The 21719-nt window shown below is 65.6% G+C and carries 23 protein-coding genes; 11 read left to right on the top strand and 12 right to left on the bottom strand.

Annotation, left to right across the window (positions count from 1 at the left end; genetic code table 11):
- Positions 1–96: 96 nt before the first annotated feature.
- Together nrdR and LXN00_RS09185 are read right to left on the bottom strand one after the other, a co-directional pair.
- A complete protein-coding gene (gene nrdR, locus LXN00_RS09190; RefSeq protein WP_234507541.1) occupies positions 97–567 on the bottom strand; it encodes a transcriptional regulator NrdR in 471 nt (156 codons plus the stop codon).
- Positions 564–1271, bottom strand: a complete 708-nt coding sequence (locus LXN00_RS09185; RefSeq protein ID WP_234507539.1) for an SDR family NAD(P)-dependent oxidoreductase — start codon at positions 1269–1271, stop codon at positions 564–566. The genes nrdR and LXN00_RS09185 overlap by 4 nt, the downstream gene beginning before the upstream one ends.
- A 28-nt stretch (positions 1272–1299) precedes the next feature.
- Between LXN00_RS09185 and LXN00_RS09180 the strand changes: the two genes are divergently transcribed.
- Positions 1300–1779, top strand: a complete 480-nt coding sequence (locus tag LXN00_RS09180) for a macro domain-containing protein (RefSeq protein ID WP_234507536.1) — start codon at positions 1300–1302, stop codon at positions 1777–1779.
- Here LXN00_RS09180 and LXN00_RS09175 read toward each other — a convergent pair.
- Complete coding sequence (locus LXN00_RS09175) at positions 1776–2633, bottom strand: putative Ig domain-containing protein (RefSeq protein WP_234507534.1); 858 nt, start codon at positions 2631–2633, stop codon at positions 1776–1778. The genes LXN00_RS09180 and LXN00_RS09175 overlap by 4 nt on opposite strands.
- 30 nt (positions 2634–2663) lie before the next feature.
- Between LXN00_RS09175 and dcd the strand changes: the two genes are divergently transcribed.
- Genes dcd through trmH form a run of 5 tightly spaced genes read left to right on the top strand, consistent with a single transcriptional unit; the run spans position 2664 to position 6070 of the window.
- Positions 2664–3209 carry a dCTP deaminase gene (gene dcd / locus LXN00_RS09170; protein WP_234507531.1) on the top strand — a complete coding sequence of 182 codons (546 nt, stop codon included), beginning with the start codon at positions 2664–2666 and terminating at the stop codon, positions 3207–3209.
- Positions 3210–3212: 3 nt separating this feature from the next.
- Complete coding sequence (locus tag LXN00_RS09165) at positions 3213–3815, top strand: peptidylprolyl isomerase (RefSeq protein WP_234507529.1); 603 nt, start codon at positions 3213–3215, stop codon at positions 3813–3815.
- Entirely contained in the window at positions 3812–4891 is a 1080-nt protein-coding gene (locus tag LXN00_RS09160) for an ATP phosphoribosyltransferase regulatory subunit (RefSeq protein ID WP_234507527.1), read from the top strand. The genes LXN00_RS09165 and LXN00_RS09160 overlap by 4 nt, the downstream gene beginning before the upstream one ends.
- Complete coding sequence (gene hisG / locus LXN00_RS09155) at positions 4888–5511, top strand: ATP phosphoribosyltransferase (RefSeq protein ID WP_234507525.1); 624 nt, start codon at positions 4888–4890, stop codon at positions 5509–5511. Before LXN00_RS09160 ends, hisG begins: the two co-directional genes overlap by 4 nt.
- Complete coding sequence (gene trmH, locus LXN00_RS09150; RefSeq protein WP_234507523.1) at positions 5495–6070, top strand: tRNA (guanosine(18)-2'-O)-methyltransferase TrmH; 576 nt, start codon at positions 5495–5497, stop codon at positions 6068–6070. The genes hisG and trmH overlap by 17 nt, the downstream gene beginning before the upstream one ends.
- Here the strand turns inward: trmH and LXN00_RS09145 are convergent.
- Together LXN00_RS09145 and LXN00_RS09140 are read right to left on the bottom strand one after the other, a co-directional pair.
- The gene (locus LXN00_RS09145; protein ID WP_234507521.1) at positions 6060–7013 is read right to left on the bottom strand and encodes a branched-chain amino acid transaminase; all 954 of its coding nucleotides are present in this window, start codon (positions 7011–7013) and stop codon (positions 6060–6062) included. The genes trmH and LXN00_RS09145 overlap by 11 nt on opposite strands.
- On the bottom strand, positions 7000–7956 hold the full coding sequence (locus LXN00_RS09140) for a hydrogen peroxide-inducible genes activator (RefSeq protein ID WP_234507519.1): 957 nt from the start codon (positions 7954–7956) through the stop codon (positions 7000–7002). The genes LXN00_RS09145 and LXN00_RS09140 overlap by 14 nt, the downstream gene beginning before the upstream one ends.
- Positions 7957–8065: 109 nt before the next feature.
- Here LXN00_RS09140 and LXN00_RS09135 point away from each other — a divergent pair, with 109 nt between their 5' ends.
- Complete coding sequence (locus tag LXN00_RS09135) at positions 8066–8974, top strand: manganese catalase family protein (protein WP_234507517.1); 909 nt, start codon at positions 8066–8068, stop codon at positions 8972–8974.
- A 9-nt stretch (positions 8975–8983) separates the two neighbouring features.
- Here LXN00_RS09135 and dprA read toward each other — a convergent pair whose 3' ends face one another.
- Positions 8984–9985, bottom strand: coding sequence for a DNA-processing protein DprA (dprA, locus tag LXN00_RS09130; protein ID WP_234507515.1), 1002 nt, complete (start codon positions 9983–9985; stop codon positions 8984–8986).
- A gap of 81 nt (positions 9986–10066) precedes the next feature.
- Here dprA and era point away from each other — a divergent pair, with 81 nt between their 5' ends.
- From era to LXN00_RS09115, 3 genes are read left to right on the top strand one after another with little or no spacing between them, the layout of a single operon-like run.
- Positions 10067–10972, top strand: coding sequence for a GTPase Era (gene era, locus LXN00_RS09125; protein WP_234507514.1), 906 nt, complete (start codon positions 10067–10069; stop codon positions 10970–10972).
- Positions 10973–11016: 44 nt separating this feature from the next.
- A complete protein-coding gene (locus tag LXN00_RS09120) occupies positions 11017–11898 on the top strand; it encodes an acyltransferase (protein WP_234507512.1) in 882 nt (293 codons plus the stop codon).
- A complete protein-coding gene (locus tag LXN00_RS09115) occupies positions 11899–12708 on the top strand; it encodes a HesA/MoeB/ThiF family protein (RefSeq protein ID WP_234507510.1) in 810 nt (269 codons plus the stop codon).
- A 39-nt stretch (positions 12709–12747) separates the two neighbouring features.
- On the opposite strand, the gene LXN00_RS09110 is transcribed toward LXN00_RS09115, so the two are convergent.
- Both LXN00_RS09110 and LXN00_RS09105 read right to left on the bottom strand, forming a co-directional pair.
- Positions 12748–13878 (bottom strand): citrate synthase/methylcitrate synthase, encoded by a 1131-nt coding sequence (locus tag LXN00_RS09110; RefSeq protein ID WP_234507509.1) that lies wholly within the window; start codon positions 13876–13878, stop codon positions 12748–12750.
- A 52-nt stretch (positions 13879–13930) separates the two neighbouring features.
- Entirely contained in the window at positions 13931–15076 is a 1146-nt protein-coding gene (locus LXN00_RS09105; RefSeq protein ID WP_234507507.1) for a class I SAM-dependent rRNA methyltransferase, read from the bottom strand.
- Between the two features lie 331 nt (positions 15077–15407).
- Here LXN00_RS09105 and LXN00_RS09100 point away from each other — a divergent pair, with 331 nt between their 5' ends.
- The gene (locus LXN00_RS09100; RefSeq protein WP_234507505.1) at positions 15408–16289 is read left to right on the top strand and encodes an MJ1477/TM1410 family putative glycoside hydrolase; all 882 of its coding nucleotides are present in this window, start codon (positions 15408–15410) and stop codon (positions 16287–16289) included.
- Here LXN00_RS09100 and LXN00_RS09095 read toward each other — a convergent pair.
- Genes LXN00_RS09095 through LXN00_RS09080 form a run of 4 tightly spaced genes read right to left on the bottom strand, consistent with a single transcriptional unit; the run spans position 16270 to position 21718 of the window.
- A complete protein-coding gene (locus LXN00_RS09095) occupies positions 16270–16974 on the bottom strand; it encodes a hypothetical protein (RefSeq protein ID WP_234507502.1) in 705 nt (234 codons plus the stop codon). The genes LXN00_RS09100 and LXN00_RS09095 overlap by 20 nt on opposite strands.
- Positions 16955–18217, bottom strand: a complete 1263-nt coding sequence (locus tag LXN00_RS09090; RefSeq protein WP_234507501.1) for a hypothetical protein — start codon at positions 18215–18217, stop codon at positions 16955–16957. Before LXN00_RS09090 ends, LXN00_RS09095 begins: the two co-directional genes overlap by 20 nt.
- Positions 18214–19635 carry a GT4 family glycosyltransferase PelF gene (pelF, locus tag LXN00_RS09085; protein ID WP_267962748.1) on the bottom strand — a complete coding sequence of 474 codons (1422 nt, stop codon included), beginning with the start codon at positions 19633–19635 and terminating at the stop codon, positions 18214–18216. Before pelF ends, LXN00_RS09090 begins: the two co-directional genes overlap by 4 nt.
- Complete coding sequence (locus LXN00_RS09080; protein ID WP_234507497.1) at positions 19616–21718, bottom strand: hypothetical protein; 2103 nt, start codon at positions 21716–21718, stop codon at positions 19616–19618. The genes pelF and LXN00_RS09080 overlap by 20 nt, the downstream gene beginning before the upstream one ends.
- Position 21719: the final 1 nt, after the last annotated feature.

Raw genomic sequence — 21719 nt, 5'->3', positions numbered from 1 at the left:
GCGATCGGGTCGCATAGCATCCCCCTTTTCTCATTCCCAAGGGGTGCAGATCAAGTAGCAAACGAAGGTATTTACAAACGAGGAATTGAGGACTTTTTAACCCTCTTCTGCGCCTGAAGAAGGGCCTGCGCTAGAAAGCCGGCGGATCTCCTCAATGAAGCGCTCCACGGAGTCAAACTCCCGGTAGACGGAGGCGAAGCGGATGTAGGCCACGTGGTCCAGGTCGCGCAGGAAGGCCATGGCCTTAAGGCCGATCTCCTCGGAGGAAATCTCGGGGCCCGCCACCTGGTCCTCAAAGGTGTAGGCGAAGCGCCGCAAGGTTTCCTGGTCCACGGGCCGCTTCTCGCAGGCCAAAAGGAGGCCCCGGAGGAGCTTGTCCGGGTTGAAGGGCTCTTTACGCCCATCCCGCTTCACCACCATCAGGGGTTCTAGTTGCGTGCGCTCGTAGGTGGTGAAGCGGCGGCCGCAACTCGGGCATTCCCGGCGGCGGCGGATGGCCGTCCCCTCGTCGGAGGGGCGGGAGTCCACCACGCGCGTGTCGGGATGGGCGCAGTAAGGGCATTTCATGGGACTTCCCGCAGGAGCTCGTAGACCTCGGGGGAGGTGGGGGGTTCGGGCAGTTGCACCTCCAGGACCACCCCCCGGATGCCCTCGGAAACCATGGACCCAAGGCCCAAGGCAGCCCGCACCAAAGCCTGGTCGTAGGCCTCCCCCACGGGGTCGCGGGAAGGCACCACCCCGTTCACCCGCACCCCGGGGAAGGTACGGCTCGCTCCCTCAATGAGCCCTTCCACCGCCTTGCGCACGGAGAGGGTGTGGGGCTCCATGCGGGCGGAAGGGGGCAGGACCAGGGTGACGAACCCGCCCCCCGCCAGGTGGCGCAGGCCGTATTGCAGGACGTAAAGGCTGCTCTTCACGTCCTGGCTCATGAGGTCGTACCACTCCCCTTCCAAAAGCTCCACGAAGGGGGTCTTGCTCTCGGCGGTGGTCACGTGGACGATGCCGTCCAAAAGGCCGAAGAGCTCCTCCACCTTCTCAAAGGTGCTGGTCACGTCCAAGACCACGCTCATGTCCCCCCGGATGGGTATGGCCGTGGCCCCCAAGGCCTCCACCTCGGAGGCCACCGAGGTGGCCAGTTCCACGTCCGGGTCCACGGCGATGACCGTGGCCCCGTTCCGCCCGTAGCCGTGGGCGATGGCCCGCCCGAAGCCCCGGCCAGCCCCGGTCACCATGACGATCCGCCCCTCGAGGCCCAACAGGTCCCGTGACATCAGGCCCATTGTAAGGGAAAATAAGGGCATGGCCCGAATCCGCGTGGCCCAAGGGGACATCACCGGGTTCCAAGGGGACGCCATCGTCAACGCCGCCAACAACTACCTGAAGCTGGGGGCAGGGGTGGCGGGGGCCATCCTGCGCAAAGGGGGGCCCTCCATCCAGGAGGAGTGCGACCGCATCGGCAAAATCCGCGTGGGGGAGGCGGCGGTCACGGGGGCAGGGAACCTCCCCGTGCGTTACGTGATCCACGCCGCCGTCCTGGGGGACGAGCCCGCTAGCCTGGAAACCGTGCGCCAGGCCACCCGGAGCGCCTTAGAGAAGGCGGTGGAGCTCGGCCTAAAGACCGTGGCCTTCCCCCTTTTGGGCACCGGGGTGGGAGGGCTTCCCGTGGCGGAGGTGGCCCGGGTGATGCTGGAGGAGATCAAGAAGGCCCCGGACACCCTGGAGGTAACCCTCTACGGCTACCGGGAAGAGGACGCCGAGGCCATCCGCCGGGCCCTTTAGGGCGGCGTTTCGGCGGGCGGAGGGGGGGTGGTCTCGGCCTTAGGGAAGTAGCCTTCCTGCAGGGCTTTGAGGTCCTCCCCGTCCACCTTCCCGTCCCCGTTCTGGTCCCCCTTGAGCCCCTGGCCCTCCTTGCCCAGGTTCTGCGCCACCTCCCAAAGGGCGGCGAAGGGTTTGCCCCGGGGCAAGGGCTGGCCTAGGGGCTTCCCCTCCTTGTCGTAGAGGACCGCCTTGGGGGAAAGCCTGGGGGTGAGGGGCTTCGCCGGGGTGAGGAGGAGGCGGAAGGCCTCCTGGTCCTTGATGGGCTTGGCGAAGGCCATGTCCAGGCGCAAAAGCCCCGAGGCGGGGTCAAAGTCCAGGAGGTAAGCGGGGCTTAGCGCCTTAAGGCTTTCCAGGGCAGGGGTCAGGTCCTTCAGGAGTAGCTCTAGCTGGAAGCCCACCGCCTCCCTTACCTCCACCCGCCCAAGGAGGAGGAAGGGGGCCTCCACCTGGGCCTGGGGGGCCACCAGGGTAAGCCTGGGCGGGGGCGGGTCGGAGACGGTGAGGGTGAGCTTCTGGGCCCGGCTGTTCTTGGCCCCGTCCTCCACGGTAAGGATGAGGGGGAACTGGCCCTTTTCCTTGGGCACCCCGCTAAGCCGCCCCCCCTGGAAGGCGAGGCCCTGGGGGAGCCTGCCCTCCAGGCTGAAGCTATAAGGCCTCACCCCCCCCTCGGCGCTGAAGGCGGCGCTATAGGGCTCGCCCAGATAGGCGGGGGGGAGGGTGGTGGCGGTGAGGCGGAGGGCCTCGAGGCCCGTGCCACCCGGGTCCTGGGTACCGCAGGCGGCCAAGAGGAGAAAAAGGGGCCAGGCCTTGCGCATAAGCAAAGTCTAGCGGCTATAGTTGAAGGCATGGTTAAGCCGGACTGGTGGATCCGGGAGATGGCCAAAAAGGGGATGATAGAGCCCTTTGAGGAGAGGCTCGTGCGGGAAGGGGTCATTAGCTATGGCCTTTCCTCCTTCGGCTATGACCTAAGGGCCGCCCCGGAGTGGAAGATCTTCACCAACGTCTTCTCCACCGTGGTGGACCCCAAGAACTTTGACGCGCGGAGCTTCGTGGAGTACGAGGGGGAGGAGGTCATCATCCCCCCCAACTCCTTCGCCCTCACCCGGAGCATTGAGTACATCCGCATGCCGGAAAACGTGATCGCCATCGCCCTGGGCAAGAGCACCTATGCCCGGTGCGGCATCGTGGCCAACGTCACCCCCTTGGAGCCGGGCTGGGAGGGGCACGTGACCCTGGAGATCTCCAACACCACCCCCCTCCCCGCCAAGGTCTACGCCGGGGAGGGCATCGTGCAGATCCTCTTCCTGGAAGGCCCGAGGCCCGAAACCACCTACAAGGACCGCAAGGGCAAGTACCAGGGGCAAAGGGGCATCACCCTGCCCCGGGTGTAGGCTATGGGGGTGCGCGTCCTCCTCTTGTTTCTCGTTTTCCTTAGCGCCTGCAAGGGTGAGAGCATGAAGCCCCTTCCCTACCTTTCGGAAAAGCCCGTGCGCTCCTTCAAGGCCCCTGAGCCGGTGCTGGAAGCGGGCAAGGACTACTACGCCCGCCTCAAGACCACCCAAGGGGATATCCTCTTGGACCTCCTGGAGAAGGAAACCCCCAACACGGTGAACTCCTTCGTCTTCCTGGCCCTTCACCGCTACTTTGACGGGGTGGTCTGGCACCGGGTCATCCCCGGCTTCGTGGCCCAGACGGGGGACCCCACGGGCACGGGCCGGGGCGGGCCCGGCTACACCTTCGGCCTGGAGATCGTCCCGGGCCTGGCCTTTGACCGGGAAGGCCTGGTGGGCATGGCCCGCACCCAGGACCCCAACTCCAACGGGAGCCAGTTCTTCATCACCCTGGCCCCCACCCCCCACCTCACGGGGCAGTACACCCTCTTCGCCCAGGTGGTGGAGGGGATGGAGGTGGTGCGCCGCTTAGCCCCCACGGAGGGCCTCGGGGCCAAGGCGGTGCCGGACCGCATCCTTAGCGTGGAAATCCTCGTGAAGGAATGATCCCCGAAGGCACCCGCTTCCTCCTCCCCCCCGAGGCTAGGCTCAAGGCCGAGCTCCAGGGGCGGCTCCAGAAGCTTTTCTGGCAACACGGCTACGAGCCCGTGGAGCTCCCCGCCCTCGAGGCCTTTGACCCCGGCCATCCCCTGGCGGAAAGGGCCTTCAAACTGGTGGACAAGACGGGGGAGGTGCTCGCCCTAAGGAGCGAGTTCACCACCCTCCTGGCCAAGCTCCTAAGGCCCCACCTGAAGGAGGGGGTCCACCGCTTCCAGTACGCCGGGGCCCTTTGGCTTAGGGAAGGGGATGCGGAGCTCGGGCGGCTTCGCGAGTACACCCAGGTGGGGCTAGAGCTCATCGGGGCCACGGGGCCCAAGGCGGATGCGGAGGTCCTCCACCTGGCCTTCGCCGCCCTCGAGGCCCTGGGGGTGGAAGGGGTGGTGGAGGTGGGCCTGCCGAGCCTGGTGGGGGAGGTGCTCAAGGCCTCGGGCCTCCCGGAAGGGGCTAGAAGGGCGGCGCAGGCCGCCATCCACCGCAAAAACCTCCCCGAGCTTTCCGCCCTCCTTGCCCACCACCCCGTGCCGGAGGGGGCGAAAAAGGCCCTCCTGGCCCTTCCCGACCTCTACGGGGGGCAGGAGGTCCTAAAGGAGGCCAAGGCCCTCCCCCTTCCCCCCAAGGCCCAAAAGGCCCTGGCCGACCTGGAGAGGACCCTGGCGCTTCTGGAAAGGCCCGTCCTCCTGGATCTGGGCATGGCCCGGCGGTACGAGTACTACTCGGGCATCTTCTTCCGGGCCTACACCCCGGGCTTCGGCCTGCCCCTTCTGGGGGGCGGGCGGTACGACGGGGCCCTTTTGCCTAAGGCGGCGGGCTTCGCCTTAGGGGTGGAACGGGCCCTGGAAGCCCTAAAGCTTCCCCAGGCGGAGGAGCCTCCAGAAGTCTTGGCCCTGGACCTAAAGGCCTTCCGCCGCTTCGCCCGGGAAAGGCGGGTGGAGCTTTTCCACGGGGAAGACCCCCTGGCCTACGCCAAGGCCAAGGGCATCCCCTACCTGGCGGAAGGGGAGCGCATCTGGGGGGTTTCGTGAAGCGCTACACCCTCACCGTGGCCCTGCCCAAGGGAAGGATGTTCCAGGAGGCCTACGAGGCCCTCCTGCGGGCGGGCCTTCCCCTTCCCCCCATCCAAGACCCCCGGGCCCTCCTCCACGGGGAGGAAGGGGGCGTGGCCCTCCTGGAGCTCCGCAACAAGGACGTGCCGGTCTACGTGGACCTGGGCATCGCCGAGATCGGGGTGGTGGGGAAGGACATCCTCCTGGACTCGGGGCGGGACCTCTACGAGCCCGTGGACCTGGGCTTTGGCGCCTGCCGGCTTTCCCTTATAAGGCGCCCTGGGGACACCTCCCCCATCCGCCGCATCGCCACCAAGTACCCCAACTTCACCGCCCGCTTCCTCAAGGAACGGGGCTGGGTGGCGGACGTGGTGGAGCTTTCCGGCAACATTGAGCTCGCCGCGGTCACGGGCCTGGCGGACGCCGTGGTGGACGTGGTGCAGACCGGGGCCACCCTAAGGGCGGCGGGGCTTATAGAGGTGGAGGTCCTCGCCCACTCCACCGCCCGGCTCGTGGTGAACCGGCAGGCCCTGAAGCTCAAGCGCTCCCTCCTCAAGCCCCTCATCGCTAAGCTGAGGAACCGTGACCGAGGCCCGTAGAAAGCGCATAGAGGAAGTGCTAAGGAAAAGGCAGCCCGACCTCACGGTGCTCCTGGAGAACGTGCACAAGCCCCACAACCTCTCCGCCATCCTCCGCTCCTGCGACGCCGTGGGGGTCCTCGAGGCCCACGCCGTAAACCCCACGGGGGGCGTGCCCACCTTCAACGAGACGAGCGGGGGAAGCCACAAGTGGGTCTACCTCCGGGTCCACCCAGACACCCCCTCCGCCTTCCGCTTCCTCCGGGAAAAGGGCTTTCGCATCTACGCCACCGCCCTCCGGGAGGACGCCCGGGACTTCCGCGAGGTGGACTATACCAAGCCCACCGCCATCCTCCTGGGAGCGGAGAAGTGGGGGGTTTCCGAGGAAGCTTTGGCCCTGGCGGATGGGGCCATAAAGATCCCCATGTTCGGGATGGTGCAAAGCCTCAACGTGAGCGTGGCGGCGGCGGTCATCCTCTTTGAGGCCCAACGGCAACGCCTACAGGCGGGGCTCTACGAAAGGCCCCGCCTGGACCCCGAGCTTTACGAGAGGGTGCTGGCGGACTGGCTCAGGAAGTGACGTAGGTAAGCCAGCCCTCGTACTCGGGCCGCCTGCCCGTCACCACCTCCAAATAGACCTGCCGCAGGCGCAAGGCAATGGGCCCTGCGGTGCCCTGGCCGATGGGGCGCCAGTCAATCATGGACACGGGGGTTACCTCCGCGGCGGTGCCCGTCATGAAGACCTCGTCCGCCATGTAGAGCTGGTCGCGGGTGGCCCGCACCACCTGGACCTCGTAGCCCAGGTCCTTGGCGAGGCGGATCACCGTGTCCCGGGTGATGCCCTCGAGGTTCACCGAGTGCTCCAGGGCGTAGATGACCCCGTCCCGCACGAAGAAGAGGTTCTCCCCGCTCCCCTCGGCCACGTAGCCCTCCTCGTCCAGAAGGAGGGCCTCGTCGGCCCCTGCGGCCACCGCCTCCATCTTGGCCAGGGCGGAGTTCACGTAGTTCCCCCCCACCTTGGCCTTGCCCGGCATCACGTTGGCGGGGAAACGGGCCCAGGAGCTGGTGATGAGCTTGGCCCCTTTCCGCACCGCCTCCTCGCCCAAGTAGGCTCCCCACTCCCAGGCGGCCACCATGACCTCCGCCGGGTTGTTGGGCAGGGGGTTTACCCCCAAGGCCTTCGCCCCCATCCAGGCCAGGGGGCGGATGTAGCAACTTTTGTAGCCGTTTCGCCGCACCACCTCCTTGATGGCCTCCTCCAACTCCTCGGGGGCGAAGGGGATTTCCATGCGGAGCACCTTGGCGGAGTTATAGAAGCGCCGCACGTGCTCCTTCAGGCGGAAGATGGCGGGGCCTTTGGGGGTTTCGTAGGCCCGGATGCCCTCAAAGACGCTGGTTCCATAGTGCAGGGCGTGGCTTAGAACGCTGGTCTTGGCCTCCTCCTGGGGTACCAAGGCCCCGTTCATCCAGATAAGCCCCGCTTTGATGTGCACGTCCCCGCCTTTGGCCTCAGGCTTGGTCATGGCGAACCTCCGCCCCCATCATAACGCCTTCTTCCCCCGTGGAAAAAAGGCGTAGGGCGGTGAAGACCTCCCGGGCTTCCCGCGCCAAGGCCTCGGCCACCGGGGCCTTGAGGCTTCCCTCCCGGAGGAGGAGGTAGACGGTGCGCCCGGCCCCGGGGAAAAGGAGGGGCCTTAGGTGGGCCCGCTTCTCGGGAGGGAGGGTCCAGAGGGCCACCTCCGGCAGAAGGGTAAGCCCCCCTACCTCCTCCACCAGGCGGATGAGGGTTTCCAGGTCCCCGCTTTGGAACTCCACGGCCCGTTTCCGGAGGCTTGGCCGGCAGACGGAAAGGACCTGGTCGCGGAAGCAGTGGCCTTCGGAAAGCACCCAGGTGTCCTCTAGCGGGATCTCCAGGGGATGGAGCGCCGCCTTGGCATAGAGGGGATGGCGTGGGGAAACGTAGGCCAGGAAAGCCTCGGTGAAGAGGGGGTAGGCTTTGAGGCCCGGTACCCTTTCCTCTGTGCCCACAAGCCCGGCGTCCAGATGGCCCTCCTCGAGGCCCCTAAGGATGCCCGGGGTGAGCTCCTCCCGCACCGTCACCTCGAGGGCCGGATGCTTTTCCATAACCCGCGGGAGGAGGCGGGGGAGAAGGTAGGGAGCCAGGGTGGGGATGACCCCGATACGAAAGGGTCCTTGGAATACCCCTTCCTCCCCCCGGGCCAAGGCCTCTAGGCGCTCTACCTCCTCTAGCACCCGCCGCGCCTGGGCCACCACCGCTTGTCCCACCTCTGTGGGCTTGCCCTTTCTGCGGTCAAAGAGGCGCACGCCCAAGGCTTCTTCCAGCTTGCGGATCTGGACGCTCAGGGCGGGCTGGGTAAGGTACACCCGCTCCGCTGCCCGGGTGAAGTTTCCCTCCTCGGCCAAGGCCAGGAGGTAGCGTAGCTGGTCCAAGGTGACTTTCTTCATAGCTATATTTTATGGGAAGGGAAAGCACAATCTATTGGACTTATAGATCCCACCTGCCTAAGGTGGAAGGTGCCGGGCGGGAAAGCCCGCCCAGGCAAAGGAGGTGGGTATGTTTCTGAGGATAGACCGGTTGCAGATTGAGCTGCCCATGCCCAAGGAGCAAGACCCCAACGCCGCCGCTGCGGTGCAGGCGCTTCTTGGCGGGCGCTTCGGGGAGATGTCCACCCTGATGAACTACATGTACCAGTCCTTCAACTTCCGGGGGAAGAAGGCGCTCAAGCCCTACTACGACCTCATCGCCAACATCGCCACGGAGGAGCTCGGGCACATTGAGCTCGTTTCCGCCACCATCAACAGCCTCCTGGCCAAGAACCCCGGAAAGGACCTGGAGGAAGGGGTGGACCCTGTGAGCGCCCCGCTGGGCTTCGCCAAGGACGCCCGCAACGCCGCCCACTTCATCGCCGGGGGTGCCAACACCCTGGTGATGGGGGCCATGGGGGAGTACTGGAACGGGGAGTACGTCTTCACCAGCGGCAACCTCATCCTGGACCTTCTCCACAACTTCTTCCTGGAGGTGGCGGCCCGTACCCACAAGCTGCGGGTTTACGAGATGACGGACAACCCCGTGGCCCGGGAGATGATCGGTTACCTCCTGGTGCGGGGTGGGGTCCACGCCGCCGCCTACGGCAAGGCCCTGGAAACCCTTACCGGGGTGGAGATGACCAAGATGCTCCCCATCCCCCGGATTGACAACAGCAAGATCCCCGAGGCCAAGAAGTACATGGACCTGGGCTTCCACCGCAACCTCTACCGCTTTAGCCCCTCCGATTACCAGGACCTGGGCCTCATCTGGAAGGGGGCTTCCCCCGAGGACGGGAGCGAGGTGGTGGTGGTGGACGGCCCCCCCACGGGCGGCCCGGTGTTTGACGCCGGCCACGACGCCGCCGAGTTCGCCCCCGAGTTCCACCCTGCCGAGCTCTACGAGATCGCCAAGAAGCTCTACGACAAGGCCAAGTAACGCCTCTCTCTAGCCTGGCCCGTAGCGCCCTCCGGGAAGGGCCCGGGCCAGGCCCTTGAGTTCCAGGAGGGTGAGGAGGGAGAGCACCCTTTCCGGGGCGAACCCCGTAGCCTGGGCCAGGTCCTCCGGCAAGGCTTCCCCCTGGCAAAGGAGGGCGTAAAGGGTGGCCTCTTCCGGGGAAAGCTCCGGCGCAACCTTGGGCTTAGGGGAAAACCCCAGGTAGGAAAGGACGTCCCCGGCCTCGAGGACGGGGTACGCCCCGTCCTGGATGAGGCGGTTCGTCCCCAAGGAAGCGGGGTCCGTGGGGCGGCCTGGGACCGCCAGCACCTCCTTTCCCAGTTCCAAGGCGTGTTTGGCCGTGATGAGGGCCCCGGAGTCCAAGGGGGCCTCCACCACCAAAACCGCCCGGGCAAGCCCTGCGATGAGGCGGTTCCGCCTGGGGAAAAACTCGGGCTTAGGCCCCGTCCCCAAGGGAAACTCGGAAACCAGGTCCATGCGCTCCGCCAAAGGGCGGTGTTCCGGCGGGTAGACCCGGTCCAGGGCGCTTCCCAAGACGCCCAAGCTCCGCCCGCCCCCTTCCAAAGCGCCCAGGTGGGCTTCCCGGTCTATACCCCGGGCGAGGCCCGAAACCACCCAAAGCCCCGCCTCCGCCAGCTCCCGGGCGAGCCTCCGGGTGAAGCCTAGGGCCCAGGCGGAGGCCTTACGGGTACCCACGATGGCCACCGCCTGCGCCTCCTCGGGGAGCTCTCCCCGAAGGTAAAGGTGCGTGGGGGGCTGGGGAAGCCTTTTTAGGCTTTCGGGAAAGCCCTCCTCCCAGAGGCCAAGGATGCGCACCCCCAAAGCCTCCGCCCGCCTCCGTTCCCGTTTGGCGCGCCTTTCCGCCTCCGGGTAAAGGCTTGCCGCCTCGGGAAAGCGCTCCCTTAAAAAGGCCAGGGGGTCTTCCCAGGAAAGCGCCTCCAGGAGCCGCTTGGGGCCAATCCCAGGCAGGAAGGCCAGGGCCAAGGGGTCCACGGCCTGGAGTATACTGAAAAGCCTGGAAGGTCCGGCTTCTGGCCTCTGGGCCAATCCCAAGAAGCCGGGATCACCTAAGCCATGAGCGAAAAGACGTATTCCGGTTTCATCGCCATCGTGGGCAAGCCCAACGTGGGCAAGTCCACCCTCCTCAACAACCTCCTGGGGGTCAAGGTGGCCCCCATCAGCCCCAAGCCCCAGACCACGAGGAAGCGCCTTAGGGGCATCCTCACCGAGGGGAACCGCCAAATCGTCTTCGTGGACACCCCGGGCCTGCACAAGCCCATGGACGCCCTGGGGGAGTTCATGGACCAGGAGGTCTACGAGGCCTTGGCGGACGTGAACGCCGTGGTCTGGGTGGTGGACCTGCGCCACCCCCCCACCCCGGAGGACGAGCTGGTGGCCAAGGCGCTCAAGCCCCTGGTGGGCAAGGTGCCCATCCTCCTGGTGGGCAACAAGCTGGACGCTGCCAAGTACCCCGAGGAGGCCCTTAAGGCCTACCACGCCCTCTTGCCCGAGGCCGAACCCCGGATGCTCTCCGCCTTGGACGAGAAGCAGGTGGCGGGGCTTAAGGCCGAACTCCTGGCCCTGTTGCCCGAGGGTCCCTTCTTCTACCCCGAGGATTTCGCCAAAAGCGACCAGGACTTCGGGGAATGGGTGGCGGAGATCATCCGGGAAGAGGCCATGAAGCGCCTCTGGCACGAGGTGCCCTACGCCATCGCCGTGAAGACCGAGGAGGTGGCGGAGCGGGAGAACGGGGTCTTGTACATCAAGGCCCTCCTCTACGTGGAACGGCCCTCGCAAAAGGGCATCGTCATCGGGGAGGGGGGGCGGAAGCTCAAGGAAATCGGCCAGGCGGCCAGGAAGCAGCTAGAGGTCTTCCTGAACCGGAAGGTGTACCTGGACCTCGAGGTCAAGGTCTACCCCGACTGGCGCAAGGACCCCGAGGCCCTACGGGAGCTCGGCTACCGCTCCTCCATAGGGTGAGCCCAGGGGTTTTCCCTTGGGCAAGGGAAGGGTAGCATAACCCTATGCCCTGGCTCCTTCCCCGCGAAATCGCCCCCCTGCACCAGAAGGCCCTGGACCGCTACCTGGGAAGCCTCACGGAAAGGCTTTCCGACCCCAGCGTGGACCGGAACGCCCTGGTGCGGGAGGAGCTTGCCCGCCTCCTCTATGGCCGGCCTTACGAGGAGCTCTTGGAGGTAAATCCCCTGGGGGCCCTGGCCCTGGACCCCGAGGGGATCACCTTTGAGGCGGAGTACTACGCCGCCACTGACCTGGAGAAGTTCCGAAAGGTGAAGCCTCTCCTCTGGTTCTGGAAGGTGTTGGACCTCACCCCCATCGGGCAGTCTGTCCATTCCGGGGTAGCCCTAAGGCGGGCGCTCGCCCCCTTCATCTTCAAGCGGGTGGGGAAAAACCCCAAGTTCTTCCAGAACGTGGAGTTCTCCGTGGGCTACAACCTGGAGCTAGGGGACGACGTGGTGGTCCACCGCTACGTCTTCCTGGACGACATCGGGGGGATTAAGATTGGCGACCGGACCTCGCTTTCCGACTACGTGAACGTCTACAGCCACACCCACCACGTCCTGGCCTCCCCCGACGTGACCCTGAAGGAAACCATCATCGGCAGCGGGGTGCGCATCACCTACCACGCCACCATTTTGGCCGGGGTGCGCATCGGGGACGACGCCATGGTGGGGACGGGAGCGGTGGTCACCCGGGACATCCCGCCCCACGCCATCGCCCTAGGCATCCCCGCCCGCCCCGTGCGCTACAAGGTGCGCCACGAATGCCCCTACTGCCGCAAGGGGGAGGCTCACCCTTCGGACCTCATCCCCAAGCTTCCCGACCGCAAGGGCAACCCCGACTACCCCGACTTCCTCCCCCCCGGCTTCGGCACCCGGGAGGCTTAGATGTGGACCAAGGAGGAACTGGACCGCTACCACCGGCAGATGATCCTGCCCCAGGTGGGGCCCGAGGGGCAGGCGCGGCTTCGGGAAGCCTCCGTGGCCGTGGTGGGGGCCGGGGGGCTTGGGGTGCCCGTCCTCCAGTACCTGGTGGCGGCGGGGGTGGGGCGGGTGGGGATTGTGGAGATGGACCGGGTGGAGCTTTCCAACCTCCACCGCCAGGTGCTCTACGCCACGGAGGACGTGGGCAAGTCCAAGGCCTTGGCGGCCAAGGAGCGCCTGCAGGCCCTAAACCCCTTGGTACGGGTTGACGCCTACCCCGTCCGCCTCACCTCGGAAAACGCCTTGGAGATCCTGAAAGGGTACGAGGTCCTGGTGGACGCTTCGGACAACTTCCCCACCCGCTACCTGGTGAACGACGCCGCCGTCCTCCTCAACAAGCCCTTGGTGTTCGGGGCCATCTACCAGTTTGACGGCCAGGTGGCGGTCTTCCACCACCCCACGGAGGAAGGCGAGATGGGGCCTTGTTACCGGTGCCTCTTCCCCAAGCCCCCGCCCCCCGGCTCCGTGCCCTCCTGCGCCGAGGCCGGGGTCTTCGGCGTGCTCCCGGGCGTGGTGGGGGCCTTGATGGGGGCGGAGGTCCTCAAGGTCCTCTTGGGCCTGGGCAAGCCCTTGGCGGGCCACCTTCTCCTTTACGATGCCCTGGAGGCGGGCTTCCGCAAGCTCAAGGTGCGCCGCAACCCTGCCTGCCCCGTGTGCGGGGACAACCCCACGCAACGGGAGCTCATAGACTACGAGGCCTTTTGCGGCCTGTAAAAGGGGCCTAGGGCCTAGCGCCCCAAGCCCCCAAAAACCTTAGCGCTCCTCCAAGGGGATATAGGGCCGATTCAGCTCCCCGATGTACTTGGCGTCGGGGCGGAGGAGGCGGTTGTCCAAATCCTTGTACTCCAGGATGTGCCCCACCCAGCCCGAGATGCGGGCCACGGCGAAGATGGGGGTGAAGAACTCCAGGCCAAAGCCCAGGTCGGAGTAGACCACCCCGGAGTAGAAGTCCACGTTGGGGTAGATGCCCCGGGGGTTCAACACCTTCCCCGCTTCCTCCTCCACGATCTTGAGGATCTGGTACTCCTGGGAGTGGCCGTGCTTTTCCGCCACCAACCGGGCCAGGCGCTCCAGGACCCCGGCCCGGGGGTCAAAGGCCTTGTAGACCCGGTGGCCCATGCCCATGATGCGCTCCTTCTTGGCGAGCTTTTCCCGCACCCACTCCCGGGCCCGCTCGGGGGTGCCGATCTCCCGGATCATCTTCATCACCGCCTCGTTGGCCCCGCCGTGCCGGGGGCCCTTGAGGGAGGCCACGGCGGCGGTGATGGCGGAGTAGAGGTCGGTTTCCGTGGAAAAGGCGGCGATGGCGGTGAAGGTGCTGGCGTTAAAGCCGTGCTCCGCATGCAGGATAAGGGCGGCGTCCATGAGCCGCTCCTGCTCGGGGGAAGGCTCCACCCCGTTTGCCATGTAGAGGAAGTTGGCGGCGTGGGAGAGGTCCTCCCTGGGGGGGATGGGGGCTTTCCCTTCCCTAAGCCGCTTGTTGGCGGCCACGATGGTGGCGAACTTGGCGATGAGGTCCAGCCCCTTTTGGTAGAGGGCCTCCTTGGAGATATCGCTCTCCGTGGGGTCCAACATGCCCAGCTCGGAGACGGCGGTCCGCAGGAAGCTCATGGGGTGGGCGGAAACGGGGTACCGCCGGAAGGACTCCAGGAGGTGCTCCGGCAAGGAGCGGCGGGAAGCCAAATCCCTTTTGAAGGCCTCTAGCTCTTCTCGCTTGGGAAGTCTGCCGTGGAGGAGGAGGAAGGTGGTTTCCTCAAACGTGCTCTTCTCGGCGAGCTCCTGGATGGGGATGCCGTAGTAGTAGAGCTTTCCCGCCTCCCCGTCAATGAAGCACATCCGGCTTTCCGTGAACAACACACCTTCTAGACCCCGTGCCACTTCCATACTGGCCTCCTTTTACGCACCCCAAGGGTGCTTCGCCTCCCATCATACCCCCTTAGAGGGCATCCTCTTGCAGGATGAGCGTCTTGAGGTAGAGGCTTTCCGGCACGTGGAGGCTCCAGGGATGGTCCCGGGGCTGGTAGGTGACGGCGTGCACCCGTAAGCGCATCCTTTGGTCTGCGGCGGCGCGGCGGGCCACCTCCAGGAGGTCCTCCACCTTGAGGTAGTAGCTGCAGGCGGAAAGCCAGAGGTACCCCTCTGGGGCGAGGAGCCTTAGGGCCTCCCGCACCAGGTCCACCAGGTGGCGCTTCATGGCGGGAAGCTCCTCCGGGCGCTTCACTAGGGTGGGCGGGTCCAGGAGGACGTGGTGGAAAGGGCCTTCCAAGGCCTTGAGCACCTCCAGGGCTTCGCCTTGGCGGATATCCACCCGAAGCCCCGCCCGCAGGGCCGCCTGGTCCAAGACGGAAAGGGCCTGGAGGTCCTTGTCCACCGCCAGGGCGTAAGCCCCTTTTCGTGCGGCCCGCAAGGCGAAGCCCCCCACGTAGCTAAACACGTCCAGAACCCGCTCCCCGGGCCGGACCATGGCCTCAAAGAGGCGGCGGTTTTCCCGCTGGTCCAGGTAAAACCCGGTCTTCTGGGCCAGGGCCAAGGGGATGGGGAAAAGGAGGCCGTCCTCCTCCACCTCCAGGACGGGGGGTACCTCCCCCTGGACCACCCCCACCCGCTCAGGAAGGCCTTCTTGCCTTCTCGCCTCCACATCGCTCCGCTCGTAGACGCCCTTCGGCGAGGTGGCCTCGAGGAGGGCGGGAAACCACACCCCCCTTAGGGCCTCCATACCCCGGGAACGCACCTGGAGGACCAAAACCTCCCCGAAGCGGTCCACCACGAGCCCGGGAAGCCCGTCCGCTTCCCCGTGGACCAGGCGATGGAAGACCCCAAGCCCTTCCCGCTTCCGCAAAGCCTTCTGGAAGCGCCCGAGGAAAAAGCGGCGGTCCAGGGGCCCCGGGTCAAAGCGGAAGGCCCGGAAAGGCACCTTGGAGCGGGGGTCGTAGTAGCCCACCGCCAGGAAACCCCCATCCGCCGCCACCGCCTCCGCTACCCCCGCCTCGGGGGGGGCCTCCTGGATCTCGTCCCGGTAGAGGTTGGGGTAGAAGTTCTTCAGTTTCCGCTCCTTGCCTGGCCGGACCACCACCCGCAGCACGGCCTAAGAATACTGCGAACCTTTCCGGTACCTGGATCATCGGGGTAGGGCAGGGTTGGTGCAGACTGTGGGGGGAAGAAGGTGGGGTCTTGGCCGCTGGGGTTGCGCGAAGGGGTTTTGCCTGACCCTGGTTCAGGTACGTTCCTAGCGCACGGGGTGGCCGCCCTTTGAGCCTTGGGAAAAGGCGTCAGGCCACGGCCCTGTGGGCGGTGGGGGTATCTCACCGAAAGGGTACCCGCTTCTCAGAGGGCAGCGCTAAGGTGAAGAGGAGATGCCCTATTCTTCTAGCGGCTGCAAGGCGCCCAGCTTTTCGGGTTGGATGGTTGGTTGGGTGTTGCTGTTCGCCCTGGTTTCCTGCCGGGAAGGCGCGGTGGCTTCTGGGCCTTACCCCTCTCCACCCCCACCCTCGCTCAGCGTACGCACCTGGGTTTACCAGCTCACCGGCTATCCGGCCACCGGGCTTAGCGCCTTGGGTGCCACGGCGGCGGACCTCTTTGTCATAGACCTGACCCAGGATGGCCAGAAGCCCTGGGCCAGCACGGATCTGGCGCCCCTCAAGGGGAAGCCTGTTCTGGCCTACATGGAGATCGGGGGAATAGAGGACTACCGGGTAGAGTATCCCGTGGTGCAGAAGAACGCTCCCGATCTCCTGCTAAATCCTGTGCCCGGCTGGAGCGGGGAATGGTACGTGAAGTACTGGGATGAAGACTGGTGGACCCTGGTGGTTCAGCCCCGCCTGGATAAGGCCTTGGCAGCGGGGTTTAAAGGGGTTTACCTGGACTTGGTGGACGCCTACGAGGGCATAAGCCTACCCTTGGTGCCCGGCGAAACGCGCGATTCCCTGGCGACCAAGATGGTGGCGCTATTGGTGCGGATTAGTGCCTACGTAAAGGCCAAGCGGCCGGATTTCTGGGTGTTTCCCCAGAATGCCCCGGAGCTCCGGATGCGGCCGGGATACCTGTCCGCTATGGACGGCATTGGCCTGGAGGAGCTCTTCTTCTACGCCACCGATCGTCCTTGCACGGGCTCGGGCTGCCAAGTGCGCCTGAACCACGCCCGGGCAATTCGCGATGCGGGGAAACTGGTGCTCACCGTGGACTACGCCACCAAGCCGGAAAACGTCCAGACAGCGTGCCAAAAGTCCCGGGCGGAGGGATTTGTGCCGTATGTGACGGTGGTGAACCTGGACCGGATCAGTCCCCTGTGCCCGTAGGGAGGAGGAGGTGCTTTTCTTGCGCCAAGATGGGAACGAGGCCGTGGCGTAGGGCTCTTCTTTGGGCCCAACGGGCTAGCCTTGCCTGGGGAGCATAATCCAGGCTGTAGCGTTCCCAATGGAACCGGGCCAAGACTTGCGCCCATGTGGCGTTTGCTCGCAAGATGGAGCGCGGAAGCGGTTGTCCGCCCCCTTCCCAAGTGGTGGAGAAGCCCTCAAAGACGATGCCGTCCACGAGGTCTGCCAGGTGGGGTAGGAGGGCGAAGCCGCGGTTGGCAAGGAGGAAGTGGGATCCCACGGCCCGCCGGAGCTCTAGGAGGAGCCGGAGGGTACCCTCCCGGCTTACGGTGGCCGCCTGGTCCAGGGTGTCCAGGAAGAGGCCTTGGAACCCCCGGGCTAGGTAGAGCAAGGCGCTTTCCACCACCTGCGTCACCCATCCGGGGTGGGCGGGGTCCACGATCTTAGTGCCCCAAAGGGGGTTGACGGGGCCCAGTTGCCACGGGGCTTTGGGACCTGGATCTTCCCCTAGGCTCAGATAGGCGAGGGGTTCTGTGGGGGTAAGGGCCTGGAGCTCTTCTGGAGTGTAGGCCCAGGGCTGGAGCACCACCCGGCGAAAGGCCCGAAGCTCCCTAAGCCTTCCTTGGCCGTAGTAGAAGCCCAGGGGTTTAAAGGAGGTATAGACCATAGCGCTCCGGATGGCGGAGGTGCTCTAGGAGGTAGAGGAGAAGGCCAAGGGCGACGGCCCCCAGTATGAGGGGGTTTGCGGTCAGGTGGAGGAGAATCGCCCCTGCTAGGAGGGCTAGGGCACTAACGTGAATAGCGCCCAAGGCGTTGAGGGCCAGGGCCATGGCGCTTAGGAAGCTGAGAAAGCCAAAGCCCAGAAGGGGGGCGTGGTAGTCCCCGGACCAGGGGAGGCTGAGGAGCACGAGAAGGGTGGGCACGGAGGCGGTAAGGGCGTAGGACCAAAGGGAGCGTTGAAGGGCAAGAAGAAGGGCTCCGGGGCTTGCCGTCTGCCAGAGGATTTTGGCCAGGGTTGTAACGAAGGCCGATAGCCGCATTTCCACCAAAATGGAGGCCAAAAGGTAGATCCCCAGCCCAACGAGAGCCCTATCGCCGGCCAAGTCCACCAACCTCCAGAGGACAAACCCCTGGCCCAAGCCATAGGCTCCATACACCCACTCCCCCACCAAGACCTTGCCTAGGAAAGCAAAACTATCCCTTCGGAGGGGACTTGCCTGCTGAAGGAGGAGAACCAGGGGGAAAGAACCCACCCAGAAGGGGCTCATCCCCGAAACCCGGAGGAGAATGGCCAGGAGGAGGAAGCCCGAGGCTACCCAGGCGGCCTTGTCCTCGAGGCCCTTCAGGGTTAGCACCCCCACGGCAACCCAGGCCATGCCTGTGCCCCAGGTGGCCGCAAACCCCAGGTCCAGGGGGGCTGTGACGCTCACCCCAAGGACCCCTACCCAGGCCAAAAGGCCCAGCACCCCTTTGGCCTCCGGGGGTTCCAGCTCCACCGCTGCCCTAAAGCTCACCCGGGCTGCCAGCTGACTCCAGGCCAGGAGGAAGAGCGCTGTTAGCCACCCTAAAGACCCGGAGTTCCAAAAAGTTACCAGGGTGCCTCCAAGGGTGAGGGCCACCGCCAGGTGCCGAGGGCCCAAGGTGCCTCGAGGCCTGGGCGGCTTGGGTCTGGGTTGGAAGTCGCGCTGGGCCAGGGCGAAGAGAGCTTGGGCTAGGGCAAAGGTGCTGGGCAGGCCAAAGAGGCGCTCCACGCGGTAGCGGTTGTAGCCGAGGACCTCGAGGTGGGCGGCAAGCTCGTAGGGGTCACTTATTTGGCTTAGGAGGTCCTTTAAGGTGTGCGCGAGCTCGCTAAGGCCTTGGGGATTTCTGGGAGGGGGGACGGAAGGGCGGTACTCGCCCCGGGCGCTCATTCGGGTACCTCCAGGGAGCCTTGAAGGGCCAAGGCCTCGTAGATGTTGGAGAACTCCTCTAGCATACGTTTAAGCGTGTACAGGCTCAGGACCTTTTCCCGTGCCTCCTTGCCCTTCGCCAAGCACCGCTCGGGGTCCTGGAGGAACCCCAGGAGCGCCTCTCCTAAGGCCTCGGGGTCCATGGCGGGCACCACCTCCCCCACGCCCTCCAGGACCTCGCCCACGCTCCCCACCCGGGTGCCCACCAGGGTGCGCCCCACGGCCATGTTCTCGATCACCGTGTAGGGGAAGCCCTCGGAGATGCTGGAGAGCACCCCCACCCACCCTCGGTGGTAGGCCTGGTACACGGGGCTTGCGGGGCCCATGAAGCGCACGTTGCCCTCGAGGCCTAGTTCCTTTACCCGGGTGCGAACGCTTTCCGCATAGGCTTCGTTTCCCCGGGGAACGGGACCGAAAAGGAGGAGTTGCGCCTCTGGAAGGGTTTCGCGTACCCGTCCGAAGGCGTCCACCAAGGTGAGGAGGTCCTTTAGCGGGTCAATCCGGCCCACCCATACGGCGGTGGGTGGGTTTTCCAGACGCGCGGGAGCTTCTGGGAACTGTGCGGGGTCAATGCCGTTGGCCACCACCTGGATGCGTTTGGGGTCCGCGCCGAGCTCCACCTCCCACTGCCGGTTGAAGCGGCTCACCGTGGTGATAAAGTGGGCCTCCCGGTAGGCCAGGCGGCTTACGAGGTGGTAAAAGCGGGCTTGGACCAGGCGCTCCGCGGGGGAGGGGTTGGTTTCGCTAAAGGCCAGATAGCGCTCCCTCAGGAAAACCCCGTGCTCGGTCAGAAGAAAGGGTACGCCCAGGTGCCGGGACACCAGCCAAGCGGGGATGACGGCAAGCCCGCCGCTTGTGGCGTGGATCAGGTCCACCTCGGGGATGGGATCTAGGGCCAGGAGGGGAAGGAGGGTGGAGCGAAGCCAGTGCAAGACAGCAAGCCCCTCCCCCAGGGTAGGCGGACGGCCCAAAAGGAGCGTGAGCCTTTCGGCCAGGAGCGCCTGTACTTTGGGGTGGAAGAAGAGGTTGTACAGGTGGCGCTTGCGCAAAAGGAAGATTTCCCAAAGCCCTTCTTGAAAGGTGGCTAGGTCCAGGTCTAGGAAAGCCAGGAGCTTGCTCAGGGCCGGCAGGAGGGCATGCAAGGGAGCGGGGGCAAAAGGGGATGCGTGGGGGGGGCGGTAGAGGTGAAGGGTTCTCAAGGAGGCTTCCGGGGGAATGGGTAGGGCGGGTTTAGCCTTTTGCGGTCCCCACAGGGCAAGGACGGTGAACTGGGCCTCGAGGCCAAAGAGGAGTTGCTCGCACCAGCGGCTCACTCCTCCCATGGCGTAGGGATACGTGCCTTCTGTGACGAAAAGAACCCTAAGGCGCTTGGATCGCATACGTTCCCGTCCCTACAAAACAGCGGTTACGACCGGCATACGCATCGCACGTGCTTGCTTGGATGCCCGTTACCCAGACGGGCTTGCCCTTTACGGTGACGGTTTGGGCGGCGGGGTCAATGACCGCCCGCACGCTTCCCGCATGTACTGCCTGATAGTGTAGGTAGCGCTTTAGGGCGCGCTCGCCGTATTCCAGCCAGGAGGGAGAGAGGAGGGGAAGGGTGCTATAGGTGGAGTATTTCTGAAGAAGTGTTTCTAGCCAGTCAAAGACCAGGTTCCTACCCGGGGCGAACTCCCGCAGGTTCGCCTGGTGGAAGTAGTGGCTTCCCCCGTCGGTGAGGAGGTGGTGCAGGGCTATGTTGGTTTCCTGGCCCAGGTACTCCTGGTAGCTGAGGGCACGCGTCCAGTAGGGGGCGGTGCCGTTTGGGGCGTACACGCTGTTGTAAGCGTTTACGGCCTCTTGGTCCGTGGTCACGTTGTAGAAGACATTGGTGGGCCAGTCTGCGGTCAGGTAAAGGCCAGGGGCCAGAGGATGGGGGAAGGCGCAGGTTCGGCATGGGGGCTTTTGGCTCTCCACGGACCAGTTGACCTTGGCAAAGCGGACCTTGTGTTCGCTTAGAGCTTGGAGAAAGTACGGGTTAGATGCGCCTAGGCCGTTGTCCTGACGGGGAAAGCCGTACGGGTTCGTGCCCTTCCAACCAAAGCCCGAGTACTGCCCGCTTTTGAAGGCCCGGTGCTCGTAGCGAAGGCCGAGGAGGCTTGCGATCCGGTTGTTCTCGGCGATCTCCCTTCGGGCTTGGGCCAGGTCGGTGAAGTCCATGTCCCAGTGGGTGTAGGAGTGGTTGTAGAAGCGGAAGGTGTCCTTGAGGACCTGGGTGGCCTGTACGAGGTCGTCCGCCAGGTTTATGGGTTCAGCGGCCACCGCGCCCGAGGGGTTGCAGGGAACCAGGTTGTCGTTGGGGTTGGGGTCAGAAACCGCCCCACAGCCGTTGAGGGCAATGTCCAGGGTGAAGCCCTGGGCCACGGGGTAGGCGGAGCGTAAGCCCGCCTGCTTTTGGGCCACGGCTTGGGCCTCGAGGCCGCTTAGCCGGTAGGGGGTGGCGTTGCCCACCCCAGGTGCGTCGCCGATGACCTCGGTGGAGAGGAACCAGTCGTCCACGTCCGCCCGCAGGTAGCGGCCATACTCCCCTAGGTACACCCCCCGGGTGACCCAGCCGATGAGCCCCGGGGCGAGGAGCCAGGTGTGGAGGAGGTAGGGGCTTTGGTCAAAGGTGAGGAGGAGTTGCTCCCGCCCGTCGGCGGTGGTGCGCACGATGCCGAAGACGTTGCCCTCCGCATCGGTAAGGAGCGGGGTGGCGGGGCAGGTGCCGCTTGGTGCTGCCTTGTAGGCGTAGGCGCGGCGCACGGGTAGGGTTCCCGTGAGGTCGGGGAAGACCGCCTGGCCTTCTGGGGTGAGGGTTAGGGGGTAGCTCTGGGCGAGGTCTATGCCGGCGGGGTCATTGGCCGCAGGGCTTGGGGTGAGGAAGCCTTCCACCGGGGTGAGGCAGCGGTCCTCGGGGTAAGTCCCGGGGTAGGTGTAGAGGATGAGTTCCCGCACCCCATAGTCCCGCTCGTAGGCCCAAAGGCGGTTCCAGTCCTCGGCCGTCATATAGAAGGTGGGCCCGGGCCAGGCGGCGAGCTGGCCCTCCGCCAGGATCACCCCTTGGAAGCGGCCCGTGCCATCGGGAAGGGTGAGGGAAACCTGGCTGAAGGGGGTTTGGCTCAGGTCCACCACCTCGTAGGGGATGAGGAAGGTTTCCAGGATGTCCCGGGCGGCGGCGAAGTGGGGGGCCGCCTCGGGGTTGGTGGAGGTGGTGAGGAGGAGGATGCGCGCCTCGTACCGGGCCCCGGGAAGGGCCTGGGGCCTTAGGGGAAGCTTCAGGGGCACGGGCCCCTCGAGGGCCGGCAGGGGGCGGCTCGGAAGCACCGGCAGGGCCGGGGGGGCGAGGGGAGGGCCTGTCACCTGGACCTTGGGCTTTGGAGGAGTCTGCCCCGTAAGGTTGCAGGCGGCGAGGAGGAGGGCGAGGAGGGCGAGACGGCGCACA

Origin of the sequence: Thermus brockianus (assembly GCF_021462505.1) — a bacterium.
Taxonomy (GTDB): domain Bacteria; phylum Deinococcota; class Deinococci; order Deinococcales; family Thermaceae; genus Thermus; species Thermus hydrothermalis.
The sequence above is the reverse complement of the archived record's forward strand: the minus strand, read 5'-3'. Positions and strand labels throughout refer to the sequence as shown.

Bases quoted from the DNA above. Each gene is read 5' to 3' on its own strand.
- nrdR (WP_234507541.1), bottom strand. From the start codon at position 567: ATGAAATGCCCTTACTGCGCCCATCCCGACACGCGCGTGGTGGACTCC.
- LXN00_RS09185 (WP_234507539.1), bottom strand. From the start codon at position 1,271: ATGTCACGGGACCTGTTGGGCCTCGAGGGGCGGATCGTCATGGTGACC.
- LXN00_RS09180 (WP_234507536.1), top strand. From the start codon at position 1,300: ATGGCCCGAATCCGCGTGGCCCAAGGGGACATCACCGGGTTCCAAGGG.
- LXN00_RS09175 (WP_234507534.1), bottom strand. From the start codon at position 2,633: ATGCGCAAGGCCTGGCCCCTTTTTCTCCTCTTGGCCGCCTGCGGTACC.
- dcd (WP_234507531.1), top strand. From the start codon at position 2,664: ATGGTTAAGCCGGACTGGTGGATCCGGGAGATGGCCAAAAAGGGGATG.
- LXN00_RS09165 (WP_234507529.1), top strand. From the start codon at position 3,213: ATGGGGGTGCGCGTCCTCCTCTTGTTTCTCGTTTTCCTTAGCGCCTGC.
- LXN00_RS09160 (WP_234507527.1), top strand. From the start codon at position 3,812: ATGATCCCCGAAGGCACCCGCTTCCTCCTCCCCCCCGAGGCTAGGCTC.
- LXN00_RS09145 (WP_234507521.1), bottom strand. From the start codon at position 7,013: ATGACCAAGCCTGAGGCCAAAGGCGGGGACGTGCACATCAAAGCGGGG.
- LXN00_RS09140 (WP_234507519.1), bottom strand. From the start codon at position 7,956: ATGAAGAAAGTCACCTTGGACCAGCTACGCTACCTCCTGGCCTTGGCC.
- LXN00_RS09135 (WP_234507517.1), top strand. From the start codon at position 8,066: ATGTTTCTGAGGATAGACCGGTTGCAGATTGAGCTGCCCATGCCCAAG.
- era (WP_234507514.1), top strand. From the start codon at position 10,067: ATGAGCGAAAAGACGTATTCCGGTTTCATCGCCATCGTGGGCAAGCCC.
- LXN00_RS09120 (WP_234507512.1), top strand. From the start codon at position 11,017: ATGCCCTGGCTCCTTCCCCGCGAAATCGCCCCCCTGCACCAGAAGGCC.
- LXN00_RS09115 (WP_234507510.1), top strand. From the start codon at position 11,899: ATGTGGACCAAGGAGGAACTGGACCGCTACCACCGGCAGATGATCCTG.
- LXN00_RS09110 (WP_234507509.1), bottom strand. From the start codon at position 13,878: ATGGAAGTGGCACGGGGTCTAGAAGGTGTGTTGTTCACGGAAAGCCGG.
- LXN00_RS09095 (WP_234507502.1), bottom strand. From the start codon at position 16,974: ATGGTCTATACCTCCTTTAAACCCCTGGGCTTCTACTACGGCCAAGGA.
- LXN00_RS09090 (WP_234507501.1), bottom strand. From the start codon at position 18,217: ATGAGCGCCCGGGGCGAGTACCGCCCTTCCGTCCCCCCTCCCAGAAAT.
- pelF (WP_267962748.1), bottom strand. From the start codon at position 19,635: ATGCGATCCAAGCGCCTTAGGGTTCTTTTCGTCACAGAAGGCACGTAT.